The 20,706-nt window shown below is 40.5% G+C and carries 19 protein-coding genes and 1 pseudogene; 13 read left to right on the forward strand and 7 right to left on the reverse strand.

Annotated elements, in window-relative coordinates:
• Positions 1-195: 195 nt before the first annotated feature.
• The gene (dcm, locus tag ACYH0O_RS04350) at positions 196-1,458 is read left to right on the forward strand and encodes a DNA (cytosine-5-)-methyltransferase (RefSeq protein WP_482631314.1); all 1,263 of its coding nucleotides are present in this window, start codon (positions 196-198) and stop codon (positions 1,456-1,458) included.
• A 36-nt stretch (positions 1,459-1,494) separates the two neighbouring features.
• On the opposite strand, the gene ACYH0O_RS04355 is transcribed toward dcm, so the two are convergent.
• Positions 1,495-1,917 carry a very short patch repair endonuclease gene (locus ACYH0O_RS04355; protein WP_482631315.1) on the reverse strand — a complete coding sequence of 141 codons (423 nt, stop codon included), beginning with the start codon at positions 1,915-1,917 and terminating at the stop codon, positions 1,495-1,497.
• 429 nt (positions 1,918-2,346) lie between these two features.
• On the reverse strand, positions 2,347-3,066 hold the full coding sequence (locus tag ACYH0O_RS04360; RefSeq protein WP_482631316.1) for a hypothetical protein: 720 nt from the start codon (positions 3,064-3,066) through the stop codon (positions 2,347-2,349).
• A gap of 246 nt (positions 3,067-3,312) precedes the next feature.
• On the opposite strand from ACYH0O_RS04360, the gene ACYH0O_RS04365 reads away from it, so the two are divergent.
• The 4 genes and pseudogenes from ACYH0O_RS04365 to ACYH0O_RS04380 all read left to right on the forward strand — a co-directional run bounded on the left by ACYH0O_RS04365 (position 3,313) and on the right by ACYH0O_RS04380 (position 6,931).
• A complete protein-coding gene (locus ACYH0O_RS04365; protein ID WP_482631317.1) occupies positions 3,313-3,810 on the forward strand; it encodes an HNH endonuclease in 498 nt (165 codons plus the stop codon).
• A 1-nt stretch (position 3,811) separates the two neighbouring features.
• A complete protein-coding gene (locus tag ACYH0O_RS04370) occupies positions 3,812-5,038 on the forward strand; it encodes a DGQHR domain-containing protein (protein WP_482631318.1) in 1,227 nt (408 codons plus the stop codon).
• Between the two features lie 119 nt (positions 5,039-5,157).
• A pseudogene (locus tag ACYH0O_RS04375) lies at positions 5,158-5,651 on the forward strand (DUF819 family protein); the annotation flags it as partial.
• Between the two features lie 120 nt (positions 5,652-5,771).
• Positions 5,772-6,931 (forward strand): IS3 family transposase gene (locus tag ACYH0O_RS04380; RefSeq protein ID WP_482629156.1). Its coding sequence is split into 2 segments (ribosomal slippage): positions 5,772-6,051 and positions 6,051-6,931, totalling 1,161 coding nucleotides; the frame shifts between segments, so codons are not numbered across the junction.
• 98 nt (positions 6,932-7,029) lie between these two features.
• Here ACYH0O_RS04380 and ACYH0O_RS04385 read toward each other — a convergent pair.
• Entirely contained in the window at positions 7,030-7,167 is a 138-nt protein-coding gene (locus ACYH0O_RS04385) for a hypothetical protein (protein ID WP_482631319.1), read from the reverse strand.
• A 546-nt stretch (positions 7,168-7,713) separates the two neighbouring features.
• Between ACYH0O_RS04385 and ACYH0O_RS04390 the strand changes: the two genes are divergently transcribed.
• From ACYH0O_RS04390 to ACYH0O_RS04410, 5 genes are all read left to right on the forward strand, one after another.
• Positions 7,714-8,838 (forward strand): AlbA family DNA-binding domain-containing protein, encoded by a 1,125-nt coding sequence (locus ACYH0O_RS04390; RefSeq protein ID WP_482631320.1) that lies wholly within the window; start codon positions 7,714-7,716, stop codon positions 8,836-8,838.
• Positions 8,839-9,723: 885 nt separating this feature from the next.
• Complete coding sequence (locus ACYH0O_RS04395; RefSeq protein WP_482631321.1) at positions 9,724-10,584, forward strand: hypothetical protein; 861 nt, start codon at positions 9,724-9,726, stop codon at positions 10,582-10,584.
• Positions 10,585-10,661: 77 nt separating this feature from the next.
• Positions 10,662-10,895, forward strand: a complete 234-nt coding sequence (locus ACYH0O_RS04400; protein WP_482631322.1) for a hypothetical protein — start codon at positions 10,662-10,664, stop codon at positions 10,893-10,895.
• The gene (locus tag ACYH0O_RS04405; protein WP_482631323.1) at positions 10,846-12,198 is read left to right on the forward strand and encodes a replicative DNA helicase; all 1,353 of its coding nucleotides are present in this window, start codon (positions 10,846-10,848) and stop codon (positions 12,196-12,198) included. The genes ACYH0O_RS04400 and ACYH0O_RS04405 overlap by 50 nt, the downstream gene beginning before the upstream one ends.
• 62 nt (positions 12,199-12,260) lie before the next feature.
• Positions 12,261-12,542 carry a hypothetical protein gene (locus ACYH0O_RS04410; protein WP_482631324.1) on the forward strand — a complete coding sequence of 94 codons (282 nt, stop codon included), beginning with the start codon at positions 12,261-12,263 and terminating at the stop codon, positions 12,540-12,542.
• Positions 12,543-12,689: 147 nt separating this feature from the next.
• On the opposite strand, the gene ACYH0O_RS04415 is transcribed toward ACYH0O_RS04410, so the two are convergent.
• Both ACYH0O_RS04415 and ACYH0O_RS04420 read right to left on the reverse strand, forming a co-directional pair.
• Positions 12,690-12,962: a DUF3986 family protein gene (locus ACYH0O_RS04415; RefSeq protein WP_482631325.1), complete on the reverse strand. Its 273-nt coding sequence runs from the start codon at positions 12,960-12,962 to the stop codon at positions 12,690-12,692.
• A 788-nt stretch (positions 12,963-13,750) separates the two neighbouring features.
• Positions 13,751-15,403: a M14 family metallopeptidase gene (locus ACYH0O_RS04420; RefSeq protein ID WP_482631326.1), complete on the reverse strand. Its 1,653-nt coding sequence runs from the start codon at positions 15,401-15,403 to the stop codon at positions 13,751-13,753.
• A 760-nt stretch (positions 15,404-16,163) separates the two neighbouring features.
• Between ACYH0O_RS04420 and ACYH0O_RS04425 the strand changes: the two genes are divergently transcribed.
• Both ACYH0O_RS04425 and ACYH0O_RS04430 read left to right on the forward strand, forming a co-directional pair.
• Positions 16,164-17,186, forward strand: a complete 1,023-nt coding sequence (locus ACYH0O_RS04425; RefSeq protein WP_482631327.1) for an aldo/keto reductase — start codon at positions 16,164-16,166, stop codon at positions 17,184-17,186.
• A 2-nt stretch (positions 17,187-17,188) separates the two neighbouring features.
• Entirely contained in the window at positions 17,189-17,599 is a 411-nt protein-coding gene (locus tag ACYH0O_RS04430) for an SRPBCC family protein (protein ID WP_201712986.1), read from the forward strand.
• A 180-nt stretch (positions 17,600-17,779) separates the two neighbouring features.
• Here the strand turns inward: ACYH0O_RS04430 and ACYH0O_RS04435 are convergent, their stop codons facing one another.
• Positions 17,780-18,664: a hydroxymethylglutaryl-CoA lyase gene (locus ACYH0O_RS04435; RefSeq protein WP_482631328.1), complete on the reverse strand. Its 885-nt coding sequence runs from the start codon at positions 18,662-18,664 to the stop codon at positions 17,780-17,782.
• A gap of 19 nt (positions 18,665-18,683) precedes the next feature.
• Positions 18,684-19,331, reverse strand: a complete 648-nt coding sequence (locus ACYH0O_RS04440; RefSeq protein WP_482631329.1) for a GntR family transcriptional regulator — start codon at positions 19,329-19,331, stop codon at positions 18,684-18,686.
• 162 nt (positions 19,332-19,493) lie between these two features.
• Here ACYH0O_RS04440 and ACYH0O_RS04445 point away from each other — a divergent pair, with 162 nt between their 5' ends.
• Entirely contained in the window at positions 19,494-20,696 is a 1,203-nt protein-coding gene (locus ACYH0O_RS04445; RefSeq protein WP_482631330.1) for a CaiB/BaiF CoA transferase family protein, read from the forward strand.
• Positions 20,697-20,706: the final 10 nt, after the last annotated feature.

The following is a 20,706-nucleotide window of genomic DNA, read 5'->3' on the forward strand; positions in this document are numbered from 1 at the left end:
ATATTTATATACTAGCTATCAGACGTATTCAATATAATCAGCACTATATTGATTAACATTTTTTCTGTTATAATATATTTTTGTGGTAAGTTGATGGATGCCAATAAATTTTAAAATTCTCCAACAAAATAGTTGATCTTTTGTACAACTTTTAATATAATAAGAATAAGTGAAAAACCGAAAGGATGTTCGGTAATGATAAATGTAATAGAATTATTTGCCGGAGTTGGCGGCTTCCGAATCGGCCTTGAAGCTACAGGCGGTTTCGATGTTGTATGGGGGAACCAATGGGAGCCTTCCAAGAAGGCGCAGCATGCATTCGACTGTTATGCACGTCGATTTGAGGGTCAAGGTAAACACTCCAATGAAGATATCAGCAAGGTGGATGGAGAGACTTTCAAGAAACAGGATATCGACATGATTGTTGGTGGATTCCCTTGCCAGGATTATTCAGTGGCGAGGAGTCTGAATGGAGAAAAAGGGCTTCAAGGAAAGAAAGGGGTTCTCTTTTGGGAAATCACCCGGCTGATGAAGGAGACTAGTCCAAGATACGTCTTACTTGAAAATGTTGATCGATTACTGAAGTCACCTTCCAAACAACGTGGAAGGGATTTCTCCATCATGTTGGCAAGCCTCCGTGACTTGGGATATTTGGTGGAATGGAGAGTCATCAATGCGGCTGAATATGGACAAGCCCAGAGAAGAAGGAGGGTATTCATCTTTGCAACTAAGAATGAGACCCCTTATGTTGATAATAGAAGCGGTTTCGATGAAGCCCAGATGATTCATGAGGAAGGCTTCTTTGCGAAAGCATTCCCGGTGAAGGAAGGTATTTCTGAGAAGAAAAAGCCTCAATCCTTCATCATGAAGAAGGATCTTGTGGAGATTTCAGATGAATTTTCAATGAATTACTATAATGCCGGCATCATGAGGGACGATTTGGTCTATACAGAAGAAGTCACACCTGTTGAAGAATCACCGACTCCATTGAAGGATATCCTTCAATCAGATGTTGACGAAAGATATTATTTGTCAGAAGTGGCCGTTGAAAAATTCACATATCTAAAAGGTCCTAAAAGGATTGAAAGGACGTCAGCGACAGGGCATAAATACACTTTTTCCGAAGGTGGCATGTCTTTTCCTGAGCCATTGGACAAGCCTGGAAGAACGATGTTGACGAGCGAAGGCACTGTTAATCGCAGCACTCATGTGGTGGAAGATCCACAGACGAAAAGGCTGCGTATCCTGACACCTGTAGAGTGTGAACGCCTGAATGGATTCCCGGATGAATGGACGGAAGGGATGACTGACAGGATGAGATACTTCTGTATGGGGAATGCATTGGTCGTCGGTTTGATAGAGCGGATGGGTAAACGCATCTCGGAAATCGAGAAAGAAAATATCGAGGGGAATCAAGTTGAACTTGATTTGGTGTTTTCGGATACGGACTCACAATAAATAAAGGACTTTCCTGGATTGGTTCAGGAAAGTCCTTTATTTGTATTCCGCTTTTGCTTCATCGATGAAGTCACATATCTTCTGGATGGTACTTTCAAACTCCCCGCGTATCTCATGTTCCCAGAGGCGTAGGATATTCCAGCCTTTTTCTTTATAAAATTCGGTTATTTCCTTGTCGCGCTCTTGATTCCTGGTTAGTTTTTCCGTCCAGAACTCGACGTTGGATTTAGGTATCTTGCCATGGATCGGACAAAGATGCCAAAAGCAGGAGTCGATGAAAACCACTACTTTATACTTCTTTATGGCGATATCGGGTGTTCCTTTTAATGACCTTACATTTCTCCGGATCCTGTAGCCGCGGCTCCACAATTCTTCGGTCACCATGTTTTCCAATTTCGAGACAGCTTTGATGGACCCCATGATTTTGCTTCTTTCCTCTGTTGTTTTAGGGTTCTTCATATTACTAACTCCTTTTCATGGTATATGTTTATACTACCTAGCTTTTGGGAGAGATAAACATTGTCATACAATACAACGGTTACTACATAGAGATACTACTGAGCTCATAAAAAAAGCCACAAGAAGTGGCTTGCGGCTTACATTTTATGTTTATCAAATATTTTATGTATATACTCTTTATCCAGCCAATAGCCTTGATTAGGTCCATTGACCGTCAGGAAGCAATAAAACCCAATGCTAACACAACTCGCTGACAAAAAATATCCCACTGAAAGTACAACATGACTAAAAATCACTTTTTTAACTTGCTTTTTTTATGGTGGTAGCCAAATACCGCTAGAGGGATAGATATATTTAAAAATCATTTAATATACCTATCCATGAGTAGTAGCAGCATCCCCGTTATGTAAGGGTGCTTTTTGTTTGCAGTTAAGGTTTAGGCAACATGTTTAATTGAAAGTACTTTTCTTTGTGAGGATTTAATCTCTGCAGAGAAACACAATATCTAAATTGATCTACTATAGGCGGTATCATTAATGCTTCAGCATGTAAGTCGTTTTCGAGCACGTCAAAAAAATTTGTTTTGACCCCAGAATTTCCAGGAGGAGGAATGAGTTGACCTATTGAATTTTTATATTGATTAACTGCGACTACAGTTCCATACATGTAAACCATTTTAATGTAACCCATTAATAGATCCCTTGGCCTTTTTAGCCTGGAATTATAAGTATTAGGGCCATAATGAGAATAACGTTGCCAAATTTCATTTCCAAAATTGATTTCTTGTTCAAACATTAATATGGCTAGGGCCCTTAGTATAGACTTCTTTTCGTCTGTAAGATTCTCAGGGAAGTAACCACGCCAAATGGCCTCGCAATCCTCCAAAGTAACTGTACTCAGGAGTTCAGATAACAAGGTTTCGTGGGTGATTTTATACCAATTTCCTGTTATCCCTATAAAATCAAAGAATCCCTGGTGGTTTTTTGCTTGTTCTATGTATTCCGGCTTAATATAAGCCATTCTACCGGAGTAGTTCTGTTTATGATTAAATCCAAATTTCAAGCCATTTTCGTTAGACCATAAGAAAGTCGTCTCTGATGTAGTAACAATGCTTAATAAGCCACTTGCTAATTCTTTATAAATGGACATATGTATTCTATCCTCCATGTATTTTTTCTCTGAGTTCCATAATTGATTATACCTATAAACTGAGTTAATTTTCCATAAAAAGTTATAAATAACAATCTTTTGCTCCTTTTATAATATGGGTATATATTATCAATCAATTACTTTTATTGGTTGACAGGCAAGCGTAGGAGTTTGTATAATGAGCTTAATATATTGAGGTTGTTAACATCAAAAGTTATACATCAGTAAATTTGAAGGGGGCAACTAATGGAACTAATAAAATTAACTGATGATTTTACTGAATTATGGGAAAGAATCGGAAGAGACAAACGGGATATTGAAAAACGAATAATTAGACTTGTAGAAGATGAATTAATAGAGGCGCTGCGACCTAAGGATAATCAATTAATGATTTGGAAGTCATCCGAAGAGGGAAGAAAGTATTTCATAAATCATGTTGTAGATAAATTAGGGTACTATCCCCCGATGGAATCATTGGAATTGCTCTGGAGGTTTTATACTAAAAGGTTTACAAGACAACGCAATAAATACCTTGCATTGAAATTTGCATATGCGGTCGAAAAACGGTGTAAGCATTGTGATTCAGTTTCCGGCCCTTTCCATATAGATCACATTATCCCCTTGGCTAAAGGTGGGAAAGATGAAGCATCAAATTTACAATGCCTATGTAGGAAATGTAATTTAAAAAAAGGTAAAAAATTTGATTATAATAATTATGTATTTTTTGAAGATGGAGGGAATTGAAATGTCTAAAATATATTCTAAAAAAAGAGATGAGTTAGTCTCTTTAATTAATAATGTCATTAATCGAGAAGGCGTAAGTTGGAAATTGCCTATGGTCTCGATTAAGCAGCGTGGAGATTATTCTATGTTTACTACTGTGATTGCGGTAGATGCCTCTCATATACTATTTAGAAGAATTCCCAGAGATTATGATGACACCGAAGGGATTCAGCGAGCCTTAAAGGACAAAAAAGTAGATAATATTGAAAAATTGATGAGGGATGACCCTCGATTTACTTCTCCTAATGCTGTAGTGGCCAATTTGCTTTTGGAAGAAAGAGATTGGGGAGGCACTGTGGAAATAGATCATAATAATCCTAAAATCTACTACCTTACAATTAACTTGAAAGATATTAAGGAGAGGCTAGTTGAGGCAGATGTAGATGTAGAGGGTTTCCTCGTAAATGAAGATGGGGTGATGTTGGGTTATTTAATCGACGCACATCATAGAACTGAAGGTATGTATCAATCTGGAAAGATGAGTTTTGAGTTGCCGCTTACACTGTATTTAAAGCTACCGAAAGAAGACATGGCAAAAGTTTTTGTTGATATCAATCAGTATCAAGAGAAGCCTAGCCAGATTCATACTTTGGCAATGAGAGCCTTGTCTGGGACTCTTTCGAGTATAGAAGAAAAAGCAAATGATATTCTGAAAATGCTTAATACTGAATCGTGGTCAATTTTAAAAGATAGAATTAAAGATGTTGATAGCAAAAGGCCAAAAGGGATGCCTAAAACGTATGTGAATAGTAGCACTTTTCATTTACTTCTTTATCAACAAGTGTTAAAACATATCAAGGACAATCTTTCAGTCCTTAATCAAACCAAGCTACTAAATGATTATTTTAAAGCCTGGAGCGTTGTATTTGAAGAAGCATGGAATGATGAAAAGAAACATGTATTGGTAAAGTCGATGGGCTTTCAAATAATGATGCGCTTATTTTCCAAAATCCATTCGAATGCCGCAATTGAAAATCAGGGGGGGACTCCAGATTTCAAGACCTATAGAACTGTAATTGAAAGAGCTTTAGGCAATAACCAAAAGATTAAGATTGGTGAAGGTGATAACAAAATCGAGCTTCCAATAAATTGGTCAAGCGAATTTTATGGTGGTTATTCAAGTGGAAAAGGAATAAATAGTATAGTGAATGTCCTCACTCAACATATAACAAACAAACTTTATGTCTGACTTGGAAAATCCGGCGCAAATCCGATAAATTTAAGAGGTGAAATAATAAGAGCAATCTTAGAGAAAGGAGCCCTGATTGCTTTATATTTTGTTGGTTAGGGGGAGCTGATTAGAATGATGGGTTGATTTCTTCCGGGGAGGGGAAAATCTTTCTTTTAAATCTGTAGAAAGGATTGTCCGGTGACCAGTACTTATTGTTGACGACATTAACATCCTGACACTTGCCCTATTTCCAAGGTGTTTTGAATTAATTAATGGAAGGCAGGAAATCGGTACGTTCCTCATTTACCTGTTCTTTGTGGTGATTGGGATTCCGGCATCGATCCTACTCATTGTTCAAAATGTTCCGCTGCTGCTCGTATTTGTGTTCATTATTGTCGTCGTGAACCTTTCTGTGTCTTTGACTGCAGGAAAGCTATTAAAGTATGACCTTGAAGAGATCCTCCTAGCGAGCAATGCCGATGTGGGCGGGCCGACAACAGCTGCTGCGATGGTCATTGCGAAAGGTTGGAAGGATTTGATTGGGCCGATACTTGTGGTGGGGACGTTGGGGTATATTATTGGGAATTATATTGGGACGACTTTGGGGTTGTGGTTTTATGGTTTAATGTGATATTTCTTTTCTTAACTAAAAAGATCCACACCTTTGTATTAGAGAGACCTAATAATATGAGACTGAATAAAACACCTTCAAGTAGTAAATAATTCATTTACATTTGGAGGTGTTTTTTCTATGGGTAATAAAATGTCCTATCCAGAAGAAGTTAAGAAAGAAGTTGTCCGTTTAAAATTAGAAGGTAAACATTCAAATCAAGAGTTAATGGAGATGTTCGGGATTAAGAATCGATCTCAGATTAAGACCTGGGTGAAATGGTTCAAGAATGGTGAGGCCCATCGTTTTGCTCAACCTCTTGGTAAACAATATTCTTATGGGAAAGGTCCTAATGATGAAAGTGAACTAGCCCAGTTACGAAAGAAAGTTGCTTATTATGAAATGCGTGAGGAATTGTTGGGAAAGTACAGGGAAATCGAAAGGAAGTGGTCCCAGAAGTATTCGTACAGACCGTAGAGATGTTTAAACATAAATATACCGTTATTGCCCTTTGTGAATGCTTTGGAGTGGCAAAGGCTACTTATTATCGTTGGCGGGGAAAGTCATGGGGCCCATCAGAATTAGAGAAGAAAATCATTGATATTTGCGGGGATTTGAAATTTCGCATCGGGCACCGGATGGTTCGTGATCTCTTGCGTAAAGAGCACAAACTCAAAGTCAATCGGAACACTGTACAACGAATTATGCAGAAATTTAATATTCAGTGCCGTGTTAAACGGAAAAGACAAAACTATATAGCTGGGGAAAGTAAAATCGTGGTGCCGAATTACTTAAACAGAGAATTCCATGCATCTAAGCCAAGTGAAAAATGGGTTACAGATATTACCTATCTTCCTTATGGTGAGAAAATGTTATATTTATCAACGATTATGGACTTGTATAATAACGAAATTCTTGCTTACACCATTAGTGATAAACAAGATAAAGCTCTAGTGCTAGATACGTTAAAGAGAGCGTGTGAAGGTCGTGATGTATCTGGATGCATCCTTCACAGTGATCAAGGGTCTCAATATACATCGTATGATTTTCAGGAAGACGCAAAAAAAAGAGGCATTATCACAAGCATGTCCCGACGAGGAAACTGCTTTGATAATGCCGTCATCGAATCCTTCCACTCCTCTTTAAAGTCAGAAGAATTCAGCCCTCTGGATCGAGGGAAACTAACCAACCATACAGTACGAAAGAAAATAGAATCGTACATGTATTATTATAATTATTGTCGTCCTTTTACAAAATTAAACTGCCAGACTCCGGTAGAATTTAGAGTCATGGCAGCTTAGGTGTTTTATTTAGTCTTATTTGACTGTGTCACTCCAGTATTGAGGTTGTGGATTTTTTTTATATGGTGGTCAGTAATCTTATTTTCATTTATTCCCCATCAACTCTCTAACATCTCCTTGATTTCTTCTTCTGAAATAATCGGATTATCTTCCTCCAGTGCTTTTAATAATTGTTTTGCCTCATCAGGATCTATCACTTGGTAACCATTGTCGTTACGGAATTTTTCTACTTTCATTTATGGATACTTCCTTTCCTGGCTTAGATGTATGAATGCCGCGATTGAATTGCTTTTTTCATCTTGATTAATATTAGAAGTTTTATTTACATCACCAAATTTAAGTTATTTATTTTTTTTAAGTCATCTAATTTAAAGAAAAGCTTAGGAAGATGGCGTTTTGACATTTCAATCCTTGTTTGATTTAAGGTGTATTCGATCTGGGAAACAATGGAAATGTATTGTGGAGTGACTCTCATATTGTTGCTATAAGTCTTACTTTCATATGACTGTTAGAAATAATGAATTATAAGTAACGGTACAGGATTTTTGAACACTTAAATTCGAGATGAAAAAATTTGAGTTTAGTACTTGAAAGTCTTGATTATCAATTTGGTAGTCATTTAAAAAAATTTAAGGAAATTTCATTTTCTTATGAAATTAATGATTGAGTTAGAACTGCCAATTTGAAATAATTGGTATAAGTAAAATGGATTTAAACGGAAATAGTTTTGTTAGTTTAAAGCTGAAAAATTGTTTAGAATTTAAATTCTCGAGGAGGAAAAAATGAGCCAGTTTACATATGCTAGATTTGTTAGGACTCTTAAAGAGCCTGAACATGAATCATTAGACTATAAAATCATGAGTCATGCTTTTGATGATAAGGGGGCAACCGCAGAACTTGTAAAAGATATAATTGCAATGGCAAACAATGGATATAAAAGTAGCTTTCTTGTAATCGGTGTTTCGGATGATCGGAAAGGGTTTAAATCGGTTGAGAATAAAAAGCTAACAGAACTTAATATACAACGATTGTGTACTGACTGGATATTCCCTATTCCATATATAAAAGTGTTTGATGAAGTATGGAATCATAAAACAGTTGATGAAAAACAAAAAAATAAGCGTTTTGTCATCATTCAAATTGGACCAAATCCAAGACAGTGTTTCCGATTTAATAGAGAATATATTGATTGGAAAGAAAAATTCCATTTCAGGAAAAACGAGGTATGGGTTCGAAGAGGGTCATCTTCGGATACCGCCCACCCTGAAGAGATTAAAAGACTTCTAGAAGGTAAAGACTATAATGATAAGGAAGTCGTAAAAGAAGATGTGAATTATCTCGAAATTCCTAAATCAGAACTGCTTGGAACCCTCCGGAATGACTTGGCTGAGATTGTTTCAAAAAATGGAGGAAATCTTGAACCCATCCCATTTAGACGAGAAGATTTTGCCAAACTTGCAAAAATCAGCATTCCTTTTGGTAAGGAGCATATAAATCTATTTGTCTTGTTTGTAGAAGACGACATGAAAGAAAACGTGCATAAAATTTATTTCGAAACTGAAGAAAAAAAACTGCTACCAGAACATGACTTTTATCTTATTATTTCCACGTCTAGTAGTAAAAAAGCATTTGCGAATTCATTTTATCCAGAGCTACAGTTAAAAAAGAGCTGGGGTAACCTCTATGTTCCTGGTGGGATGGCTTACATGTCCTATGCTGTGCGTAGGGGAAACATGGGCAATTCAAGCAAATTAGTTCCAATTATTATCGATATGCATAAAATTACAACCAAATCCATTCTGGACAGACGTTTTTTAGAACTTTACTACTTTTTTAGTAATCCAGAACAAAGCAAAGAAGCAAGGGATATTTCTAGAGAGATGAACAGAACTTATTTTCGAAAGTAATACCATCCTTATCTATGGATGATAGTGCAAAGGAAGAGTAAAAGGATTGTTATTTTAATTCTACAAATTATTTCCGACTTAATTCTTCAGTTAAACAACCGCCTGTTGTTTTAATTGGAACACTTGCTACGTACAACGATTCTTATAACTAAATACAATTTATCAAAGCGAACACTTCTTATGGGGATCGTTCTGTTGTATTAGACTCATACTGTTCAAGAAAATATATTGTATTTTTAGCCTAAAATATACAGTTTTACTTTTTTGTCTATAAATACAATTAATTTAATGGCGAATACACCAAAGCAAGCAAAGGGATCTTGTAGCTGAAATATCCTTAGTTACAGAGGCCGTAAGTACTGTCACTTCGTCTAGCATTTTGTTGGTATTAAAAATATAGAAAGTAAGGGGTGATGAAAAGTGGATGAAAAATATCGAATTAATACAATAGTCAATTAAATAGACCAAGAGATAATCGATTCAAGTGTGAGTGATTCCAGTACAGAAAAAATACTGTGGTGATCACGCACAATCCTATAATTCCAAACAAGTAAACTTTTCTAAAGTAGGGCATGGATTCAAGGGTTAAGGAGCTCATAACATCCGTCATCAGACAGCTTGAATGTGAATGTTTTCATTTGCATATATGGTCCTCCTTTCTTATGGTCATTATTTTAAGTCTAGTTTACATAGATAAAAGTTCAAGTGTTTTCATGCCATTGAATTCTTATTTAATGGCGTATTCATTAAGTTCATATGCCCTCCTTCAAACATTCGGACCCCACCCGAATGTTTTTTTTATAAAAAATTTATCCATAGGGTATCCCTTTCACTCCCATCCCCCTATATAAAGGGTGAAACCAAAACGAATGAGGAGTGATTGTAATGAATGGATGGAGAAAGTTGGAGCAGGATGTGTTGGATAAGGAGACGTTTCATCACCCGGAGGATCTTCGCTTGTTGGTGTTGATTCTGTTGAATGCGACCCATCAAGGGGGAGTTCAGGTTGGCGGTGTGGTGCTTGGGGAGAGGCAGTATGTGCGTTCGCTCCGGAAGCTGCGGGAGGATCTGTGGTTCTACAATGGGAAGAAGATTGATGAGTATTCGCATTCGCGGATTCAGCGTTCGATTAAGCGGTTGGAGAAGTGTGGGTGGTTGAAGGCGGAGAAGTATGAGCATGGGTATGTGTTTACGCTCAGGCCGACGAAGGATTTCGCTTGCGTGGATTATTTGAAGTGGATGGGGATGTCTGTGAAAGAGGATGGGAGTGATGAATCTGGTGGTGACCAGCCTGATGATGGGGCTGGTTCCGGAATGTCTTCGTGCGGCGAAAAGGATGTGAATCAGGTGCGGAGAGAACCTGCAAACAGACTTAAGAACTTAGAGAAAGAAGAGATCTTAGAGAACAACAACATCAAAACCACTGCCACTAGAGACGCTAAGGATGTAGATAGGCTGCAGGCGCTGATCGGCCATTTCGTTGGCAGGAGGGGACGAGGCTTTCTGTTGACACCGATGGATTACGTGGCGATGGAGCGGATCAGCTTGAGCGAATTGTCTACGGATGAGCTGATTGTGTTTATGGATGAGCAGTTTGAGAAGCAGGAGAGCATCAACCCGAAACTGACGATCAACAGCCCGAGGTATTTGGAGAAGGCCCTTGAGGCGTACATCTCTCCCCGGGAATCGATTCAGCACATAGATGACCTGCTGGACGGGCTGGAGAAGATTGTGACGGAGGGATGACGTTCGGGGAGTTCAGGGAGCTGGTGAAGATGATCAAGGGGGCTTATCCTCAGCGGCTGCTCAGTCGTGAGACGGCGATGATCTGGTTTCGGCACCTGGAGAACTGTGATTATCACGTGGTGAAGAGGCGGATCGAAGCTCATATCAAGGTGAACCCGTACATGCCGACGATCTCTGAGCTGTATGAACAGTCGGTTGAGGAAACGACGATACTAGAAACCATGGAAGCGTGGGAAAAAGAAGGAGCGGTACGAATTGAGAATGAACGACGAAACGAGTGGACACGACCTGCACCACCCTGGGCACGATGAACAGCTGCTTCGCGAAGTGCATGAAGCGGAAAGCATGATCATTGGAGCGGTTCTTTTAGAGCCAGGTGTCTTGGATGAACTAACCCTGGAGGAGAAGCATTTCAGTCTGGTGAAGAACCGCCTTATTTTTAAAGCGATGAAGGGGCTTCAGAAGAAGAGGCTTGAGATCAATCTGGTCATGGTGGTGGAGGAGCTTGGGGATGACATTGAGAATGTCGGAGGGGTCCAGTTTCTCCTGGCCCTCGCCAACTACTGCCCGACGACGGTGAACATCGAGCAGTATGAACAGATCGTCCTGAAGTATTACGAACTGAGCCTCATCAAGAATTCGGCCCATCATTTCCTGAACGCCTACACCCCGGAATCCGCACAGGGCCTCTACAAAGCACTCATTGACATGCATACGAACACGAACACAGACGAAGAAACGAAGGACGAGATCATCATGGATCTCTATGAATCTCTTTACATGGAGAGGGACGGACTTCCCGGTGTATCGACGGGATTCGAGAGCCTGAATGCTCTGACGGGAGGGTGGAAGGAAGGGGAGCTTATTATCCTCGCTGCGCGACCATCCATGGGGAAAACCGCCTTCGCCATCCAGCTTGCTTGGGAATGCACCAGGGAGCAGGGAGTGAGCATGGTCTTTTCCCTTGAGATGAGCTCCAGGCAGATTATGCAGCGCCTCCTTTCAAGCCTCACGGATATCAACATGATGAAATGGCAGAATCCTTATAAGTATCTGACGAAGGACGAGATGCCGAGGATGCACGGAGCGATGAACGCCGTGTACAAAGCGAAGCTCGAACTCTCGCAGAATGGGATGATCACTCTGCCGGAGATCAGACAGCGAATCATGAATCTGAAGCGGGAGTACCCGACGGAGCCGTTTCTCGTGGTGATTGATTACCTGCAGCTGATCAATGTGAAGGAGCGGTTTGACCGGCATGATCTTGCGATTGGGCATATTACGAAGCAGCTGAAGGGGATGGCGAAGGAGTTTGGGATTCCGATCATACTGTTGTCCCAGTTATCGAGGGGAGTCGAGTCCCGGGATGACAAGCGTCCGAGGCTGTCGGATCTGCGTGACTCGGGGAATATCGAGCAGGATGCGGATGTGGTGTTGTTTCTGTACCGGGATGACTACTACTATCCGGATTCAAAGAACGGGCAGGAAGTTGAAGTGAAGATTGCGAAGAACCGGAATGGGCCGGTGGGGACGGTGAAGTTGGAGTTTGTGAGGGAATTTGGGCGGTTTCGGGGTGGATGGACGCATGGGGAGGATTCTGTTGCTTCGGTTTGAGTGAGCCGTGGGGACAGGTCACTTGGCTCAGAGTTTTATGATAAAAATGGGGAGGAATTGAGATGTTGGTGACGGAGTATACGAAGAACGTGTCAGAGTTTCAGATTGATAGTTTGAAGGTGTATGGGGTGGTGAAGGGATTGTTGGGTGATGACCGGGTGAGGCGTGAGGATGGGTATGTGTTTGTTAGTTATCGGGAGATGTGGGAGGGGTGTAAGGAGGCTGGGATTTTGTCAGGGGTTGATCAGGCGTTTGCGGTAATGATGGATATGCTGGGTGTGGTGGAGGCTGGGGGATTGATTGGGCGGGAGAGGGTTAGTGGGGGGAGTTGGGTGAAGAGTTAGGCTGGGTTTAAGGTTTGTCTTGATTGGTTTTGACAGCAGTATAAACAAAATGTATTTGCTATGCTGCCTGAAGGTCTAGCATAAAAGGCATTCTCCTCCTCAGAGAAGGATTTTCTGATCATTCAATAAATTCAAATGTTTAATACATCAAACGATATTTTGATTATTCAAAAATTTTTCGAATAGCTCAGAACCTTGTTCTACAGATAAATCTTCACTTTCAATTAAATAAATGCCTATCAATAAGCCAAAATTTTTTATAGCAGGATACTCTTCTTCCGTAAGATTAAGTTTATAAAAATCATTTTCCAAGAACATACACCAAATTTTTTGATCTTTAACTTTTAAGAAAATAGCTTCTAAATCTTTTTGATTTTTATAATATCCTACATGTAAATGATAACGATCATCAAAAATCAATTTGAAATTCAACTCCTAAAAATCATCACTTAATTTAGTGTCTAATGCTTTTGCAACATGTAATTCAATGTAGATTAATACCTTCTACAATTCATTTTCTTTTATACAATCCCCTAATAAAGTAATGTCCACTTAGTTAGTATAGCAGTTCATCATTTACGCTTCCCTTAAATGAACCTTAAATTTTAAGGATGGATGAAGTAATTGTGGTTGATGCACAGGTTAAATACATAAAAAAATTAAAGGATTTAATAAAAAAATTTTGCTAGTGGATTAATTGGTGGCACTGTTGATCCAGTTTCAACTAATACTATAGGAAATGTAGCTCGAAAATTATTCATTGAAGAATCTAATGTAAATAAGTCTTTTAATAATAGCGCTCCTATTATTATTGATATGAAGTAATTTTTTTGGTGGCGGTAAGAAGATGATTTCCTACGAGAGATATTGGATGAAGTGGTGGGACTAAACTAGCGCTTGGAATCCGTACATTTGAAGAGCAGACCAAAGTACCTGTCCCGTGGCTTTCTATGGTTAATAGGTGAAAGTGTTCACCTAGGGGCATATGAATTCCTTTGATGGGCCACAGGATCGCGATAACGGAAAACTGAGAAGGAAAAGAAGACTCCGGCAGCATACCGGAGTCTTCTTTTTTCCCTGCGTAGAAAGTAGGTCTCCTATTATTATGTGAGTCTACTTAATGGGCGCAGTTGATTTTCTTGTCACGGGAGTAAGCTCCAAGTCTAAGACCTTCCCCCCTCATCCGAAGCGGCTGAAAGTAACCGCTATTACCTATTCATAAACTTCTTCATTGCCGATTTCTTCGGATCAATCGTAAACCTATAAATCGGCAATTCCTGGTCAACTTCAGAAGGGACATAGTTAAAGCTTACATAACTGTCTACTGATTCTGGCTCAAGTGATAAGGATAATAGGTTTGTCTGAGGCTGTGCCGTCAAGAATACATAGCTGCCTTTCGGGAAAGTCACTTTCTCTTTTGATACCTTTGTTTCCACGTCCACAAGCTGCCTGTCTTCGTATTCTCCACGATTCTCCTTTTTCGTGACGGTAAAGGACTCGGCAGGCAGTTTTACATCCTTAGGCAACGTGAAGCCTTTTAATCCTTGGTTTTTGAGTTTTTCAGCTATTTCCTGCTGGTCTGGCATGAGCAGGTAGGCAGTCGGTCTTTCTCTTACTAATGTTGGTTCTGCATCAGTCGCGCTGAAATAGTTGACCGGAATGTCTTGAACCGTACCTGAGGCGATGTCTACCATTTCAAGGGTTTGATCGGCAAGCTCTTTATTTTCACTATCGATAATGATAGGATCATTGTCATTTGGAATCAGACCTTTTTTTACTAGATTCAGTCTTTCAGCTTTCACGACATTCTTAATTTGTCTTGCATGATCGGCGGTTTGCGTAAGTATTTTCTCATGTGTAGCAATTTGTGCATTCACTCGTCGGGCAAAGTCTTCACGGCCAATCCCGATCCCGCGGCTTTCTACAAGAAAGGAGAAGGAAGGAGCAAGTCCAAATGAATTGCGGCCTATCCTTGGTTCGGTTGAGCCTTCGACGATTTTGATTTCACCCTGATCATCTAAACCGGCCGTATAATAGGTTTCTCCTGAAATTCCTTTAGATTCCAAGTCTGCTAGAACAGGGTCTTGAAATAATCGATTGGACATGGTTCGAATTTTTTCAGGAATGTTTAAGTTGCGTCCGGATTGGATGAGAATATCATGATACTTCAAAGCACCTTCCTCGCCGACTTGACGAAAGGCACTGCTGTACACGGAATATTCATGGGCATCAATGACGACTTCAGGGGAGTATTTGTTGAATTCTTTATGAATCGCCTGTACCTCTGGTGATTCGAGTTTCATATGATCGCGGTTTCCATCAAGCCCGTTGGCAAGCTGTCTCTTAAAGGCGTAGGAGCCGTCCGGATTCACTCTTGGAACGACAATGACATTGATGTCATCGAGGACGTCCTCACCCAATTCACCCGTAAGCCGATTCGCGATCGCCAGTATGGCTTCACCGCTGGCAGGCTCGTTCCCATGAATTTGGCTTTGGACCCAAACAATTGGCTTTCTTGATAGGAGACCTGTATTGATGTGTTTATCCTTGGTGAAATAAAGGGCTGGGATGCTTCGTCCTTCCTGTGTTTTTCCAATGGTTTTGACGGTCAGATAAGGGCTTTTCTCTTGAAGCTGTTGTATGTAGGAGAGCATTTCTTCCTGAGAAGTAAAAGCTTCTCCCTCCCTAGAAAAGGCAGGTGTGTTGTCCGTTATCGGCAGTTCCGGATAGAGGTGCCGTACCTGATCAGGCTGACTGTATGTCTTCCCGTAGTAGGGAGTTTCTGCCTGTACAGAAGGCGCAAGTAAAAAAGTGGCGGCGAGGAGAGCAGGGAAAGAACGTTTCGTTAACAGTTTTTTCATAGTGGGTTTCCTCCTTTTCTATTCCATTAAATGATAGAGTAGAACGACGAAATAAGTCAAAAAATTCAGAATAGTAATTTCGGAGGAGTTCATTTCTTTTTCTATTAAAGGGGCAGTGAGCTAGGTTGTACGATCTACTTTTCTTCGGTTTACGAAACATTTTTTAATACACGTGTAGAAGAATTTTCCTAAAATGTTAGAGAATCCTTCTGGAAAAACAGTACTTTTGTTGGGAAGCATGGGGACGGTTCTGTTGCTTCGTTGTGAGGCAGCTCAAATTGGGTTGTTGATGACGGAGTATGCAAAGGGGAAAAGTGTAGTTTCAGAGTGAGAGTTTGAAGGTGTGTAGGGTGGTTGGGTTGCGACCGATCCAGGCGTAAGGATGGGGATGCGGTGATCTTGGTGAAGCATTAATTCTATCCATTATCTATAACTGGATTCTCGTTTAGTTAATAAAGTTACCTATAGAGTAGAATACTTGGTATTTTTCTTGTGCAGCTTTGGGAATTCAGCTAAATTAGCTTTCAATAGGTTTTATAAAAATTGGGTTGATTTTCATTATATATAAATTGGGAGTGAACATATTTCCATAGATTACTTATTAGTGCCTACATTACTTTAAAGTACGTACTATTCTTTTCTTTCATTCTGGTTCATGATTACATATGTCAGGCGATGACGAGGCATTGGTCAGTTTAGTTAGAGGTAGCGAATGCCTTATCCATTCAAATGACAAACTAATTTCCAGGAGGTTACAGTAATGAAAGATAGATATCAAGATAAACTTGGTTTTGGAACTGCACCGCTAGGTAATATGTTCCGTGATATACCGGAGGAAGAAGCTTTTGCAACAGTGAATGCTGCTTGGGAAAGCGGTATTCGTTATTTCGACTCAGCTCCATTTTACGGTGCTGGCTTAGCAGAAATGCGATTAGGGGAAGCTCTGTCCAACAGAAATCGTGATGATTACTTTTTAAGCACGAAAGTAGGACGTGTCATTTCAGATGAACTAGAAGACACTTCTGCACGTGATTTAGGTGAGAAAGGTGGACTTTTCGAATTTGGTCGTCAGAATAAGATCATCAATGATTATAGTGCAGATGGAACTAGACGCTCTATCGAGCAAAGCTTGAAGCGTTTGAGAACAGATCGTTTAGACTTTGTTTACATCCACGACATTGCACAAGATTTTTATGGTGATAATTGGCTTTCTCAATTCGAAATTGCCCGTAAAGGGGCATTCCGCGTGCTAACACAAATGCGTGAAGAAGGAGTCATTGAAGGATGGGGACTCGGAGTAAACCGTGTAGAACCCATTGAGCTTATGCTTGATTTAGAAGAAGCGAAGCCAGATATATCCTTGTTAGCTGGTCGTTACACATTATTAGACCACGAGCGTGCTTTACAACGAGTTATGCCTGCAGCTCAAAAACAGGGTATGGACATTGTGGTTGGTGGTCCTTACAGTTCAGGGGTTCTTGCTGGAGGTACCCACTTTGAATATCAAAAAGCTTCATCTGAAATCATTTCAAAAGTAGAGAAAATCAAAAGTATTACAGACCGTTACGAAATCAGCATTAAAGCTGCTGCTTTACAATTTTCACTTGCTAACCCGGCTGTTACTTCTGTTATTCCCGGCGCTAGTCGCCCAGAACGTATAGCAGAAGATAAAGCTGCGCTTAACACTGTGATCCCAGCATCGTTCTGGGAAGAAATGCAAGAACAACACCTGGTAGCACCTCATGCACCACTACCAACTACTATCAAAAAAGGAGAGTTATAAACGTGGCACATACAACTGCATCCGTTAAAATCCCAGCTTCACCCGATCAAGTTTGGCAACTAATGGGAGGTTTTGACTCGCTTCCAGACTGGTTACCTTATATTCCTAATAGTGAAGTTAGCGAAGGTGGGCGCATACGTCGGTTGGCTAATCCGGATGGAGAAGCGATTGTAGAGCGATTGGAAGAATTTAATAATAAGGAGCGTTACTATTCCTATTCAATTATTAAAGCACCATTTCCGATTACTGATTATTTGGCTACTCTTCACGTTAAAGAAGATACTGATGGTGAATCATCGTTGGTAGAATGGTCCGGAAGATTTACACCTGTGGATGTTAGTGAAAAGGAAGCAATCGATCTCTTTTACGGCATCTTTAAGGATGGTTTAGAATCATTAAAAAAACGTTTCTAAATTCTATTAGAAACTTGTAGATGTAAAAATAACAAAGCAGTTTTTTGAAGTTGATTATTAACTTCAAAAAACTGCTTATCTTATATGTGGAAGCATAGGGAAGCATGGGGACGGTTCTGCTGCTTCTTCTTGACGAAAAGGAAGCACGAGAACCGTCCCCTTGCTTCTATACCCTTGCTTCTACGAGATTCCTGCTTTCATTAGCATGCCGTCGAGTGGGCGGCCCATGATGTTTTCTAGCCAGTTGGATGTTTGGAGAAGTTTTGGGAGGTCGGTATTGGTTTGGATGCTCATGCCATGAAACATATTGACCATATCTTCCGTACACACATTCCCGACTGCTTTAGGTGCGAATGGGCATCCACCCATTCCGGCAATGGAAGAGTCAAATCGTCGAATGCCAGCTTGATAGCCTGCAAGCGTATTGGCTAATCCGAGTCCCCGCGTATTATGAAAGTGAAGACCTAGGGATAGATCGTGACCAAATCTATCTTTGCATGCCTGAACCACAGTCTTTACCTGGTTAGGGTTTGCCATGCCCGTTGTATCTGCTAGAGTAAGCTCTGTACAACCAGCTTTTAAGAATTCTTCTGCTACGAATAGTACTTTATCGAGAGGGACTTCTCCTTCGAATGGACAGCCGAATACAGTTCCCAGGACACCGGCTGTCTTTTTATCTGCTTGGACTCCTTCTTTGATGACGTCTGTTAGTTCAGTGACAGCCTGGTCAACCGTTCGTTTCGCATTGCGCAGATTGAATGTGTCGCTTGTTGTGGTGACAACGTGTAAATAATCGATATCTGTTTGAAGAGCCCGATTGAGACCTGATCGACTGAGCACCAGGCCGCCATATCGAATACCCTTATCCTTCGGGAGTTGGAGGAGAACTTCTTCTGCGTCAGCCATTTGGGGAACGACTTTAGGGTTCACAAATGAAACGGCTTCAATGTATGTTATTCCTGCTTCAATCAATCGATTAATCAGCTCTACTTTGTCTTGTGTTGAAACCAGTTTACACTCATTTTGCAGACCATCCCGTGGACCAACCTCACAAATCTCAATCATTTCTCTTCCTCCTCTTATTTCAACTATTTTTAATGTTTTCCAAATGCTTTAACACATGGTCACGACCTTGATAGATATGTTCGTGCATAGCGATTTTCGCCCGCTCTGGTTCCTTGTTTCTGATGGCTTGCAGAATCGTTTTGTGAACCTCTAATGATTGCTTAAGCTGGTAGTCGTTATACCAATAAAATGATCTGTACACAATCGGAACAACTACAACTTTTGATAGATGAAAATGGATATGAGCATTGTTCGCTGCTTGGATGATGACTTCGTGGAATCGTTGATTGACGGCTACGATTTCTTTAATACTATCCATATCTGACTGCACGTGTTCATCAATGACTTGTTCATAGACGATGTTCGCTGCTTCCATTTGTTCTATGTCTGCTTCCGTTCTGTAGATGGCTGCTTGACTGGCTGCATACCCCTCCAGAATGGTACGCAGATCATAAATTTGCCGGATGTCTTCTGTTGTGAAGTTCCTTACACTGACTCCCCGTTTTAACGGTACGACCAGACCATCTGCCTCCAGATGCTTAATGGCTTCCCGTATGGGGGTTCTGCTCAAGCTTAATTCCTTTGCGAGAAATTCTTCCCCTAATCTCATACCAGGTTCAAATTTCCCATCGATAATGGCTCCTTTGATGTATTCGTATGCATCCATAACAACACCTCACACTTATTGTATACAAACTTAAAAATAAATACAATATTTTCCCTTTGAAAGCGTTTTTTTATCGTTTTTTTAATATTATATTGACTTATTGTATACAAGAGTTTAAATTTGTATACAAGATTAAGAAAATTCAAACAGGGGGGGATGGAATTGACAGAACATACGCTACCCTTAGAAGGTTTGCGAGTCATCGAACTTGGAACATTGCTGGCAGGACCTTTCAGTGGAAGGTTGCTTGCTGACTTTGGAGCTGAAGTCATTAAAGTGGAACCACCCGGGAAAGCCGATCCGATGAGGAATTGGGGGAAATCAAAAGATGGAGTAGGTCTCTGGTGGCCGATCCAGTCCAGGAATAAAAAATCTGTGACCTTAAATCTAAGAGAAGAGAAGGGTCAGAATCTGCTGAAGGAGTTGGTCAAACAGGCAGACATCGTGATAGAGAATTTCAGACCGGGAACGATGGAAAAATGGAATCTTTCTTATGAAATCTTATCTGAAATCAATCCTAAATTGATCATGGTTCGGACTTCGGGATTTGGACAGACCGGCCCTTACAAGGACCGGGCAGGGTTCGGAAGTGTAGGGGAAGCGATGGGAGGCTTACGGAATGTAACAGGTTTCAAAGACCGTCCGCCATCTAGAATCGGGGTCTCGGTCGGGGATACGCTTACTGCTTTGTTTGCCACTATCGGATGCCTAGTGGCTGTCCATGAAAGAACGAAATCTGGGAAGGGTCAGGTGGTAGATACGGCTCTTTATGAATCAGTCTTTTCCATTATGGAAAGCTTGATCCCTGATTACTTGCTGGCAGGTTATATCCGGGAGAGGATGGGAAATATTTTGCCAGGTGTCGCTCCGTCTAATATTTATTTCACATTGGATAAAACATACATCGTCATTGGAGCCAACGCCGATGGAGTGTTTAAACGCTTATGTGAGGCGATGGGTCAACCTGAATTGAGTGAGGATCCGAAGTTTGCAACTCATCATGCAAGGGGTGAGAACATGAAACTCCTTGATTCTTTAATCGAAGAATGGACCAAATCCCTGAAAGCACAGGATGCCCTTCAGATATTGGAAGAGAAGGGGGTGCCATCAGGCTTGATCTACACAGCCAAGGAAATATTGGAAGACCCTCACTATAAAGAAAGAGAAATGATCATCAATGTGGATCACCCGGAGCTTGGTGAATTTCCGATGCCAGGCATTGTACCAAAACTGAGCCGTACTCCAGGTAAGGTGAAGGAGCCGGGTGCAGAAAGGATGGGTAAGCACAATGAAGAAATCTATATTCAGTTATTAGGATTGGAGGAAGAACATTTAAGAGAGTTAGAGAATGAGAATATCGTATAGGGGGTAGAAA

It is taken from the genome of Rossellomorea sp. H136, assembly GCF_056838065.1.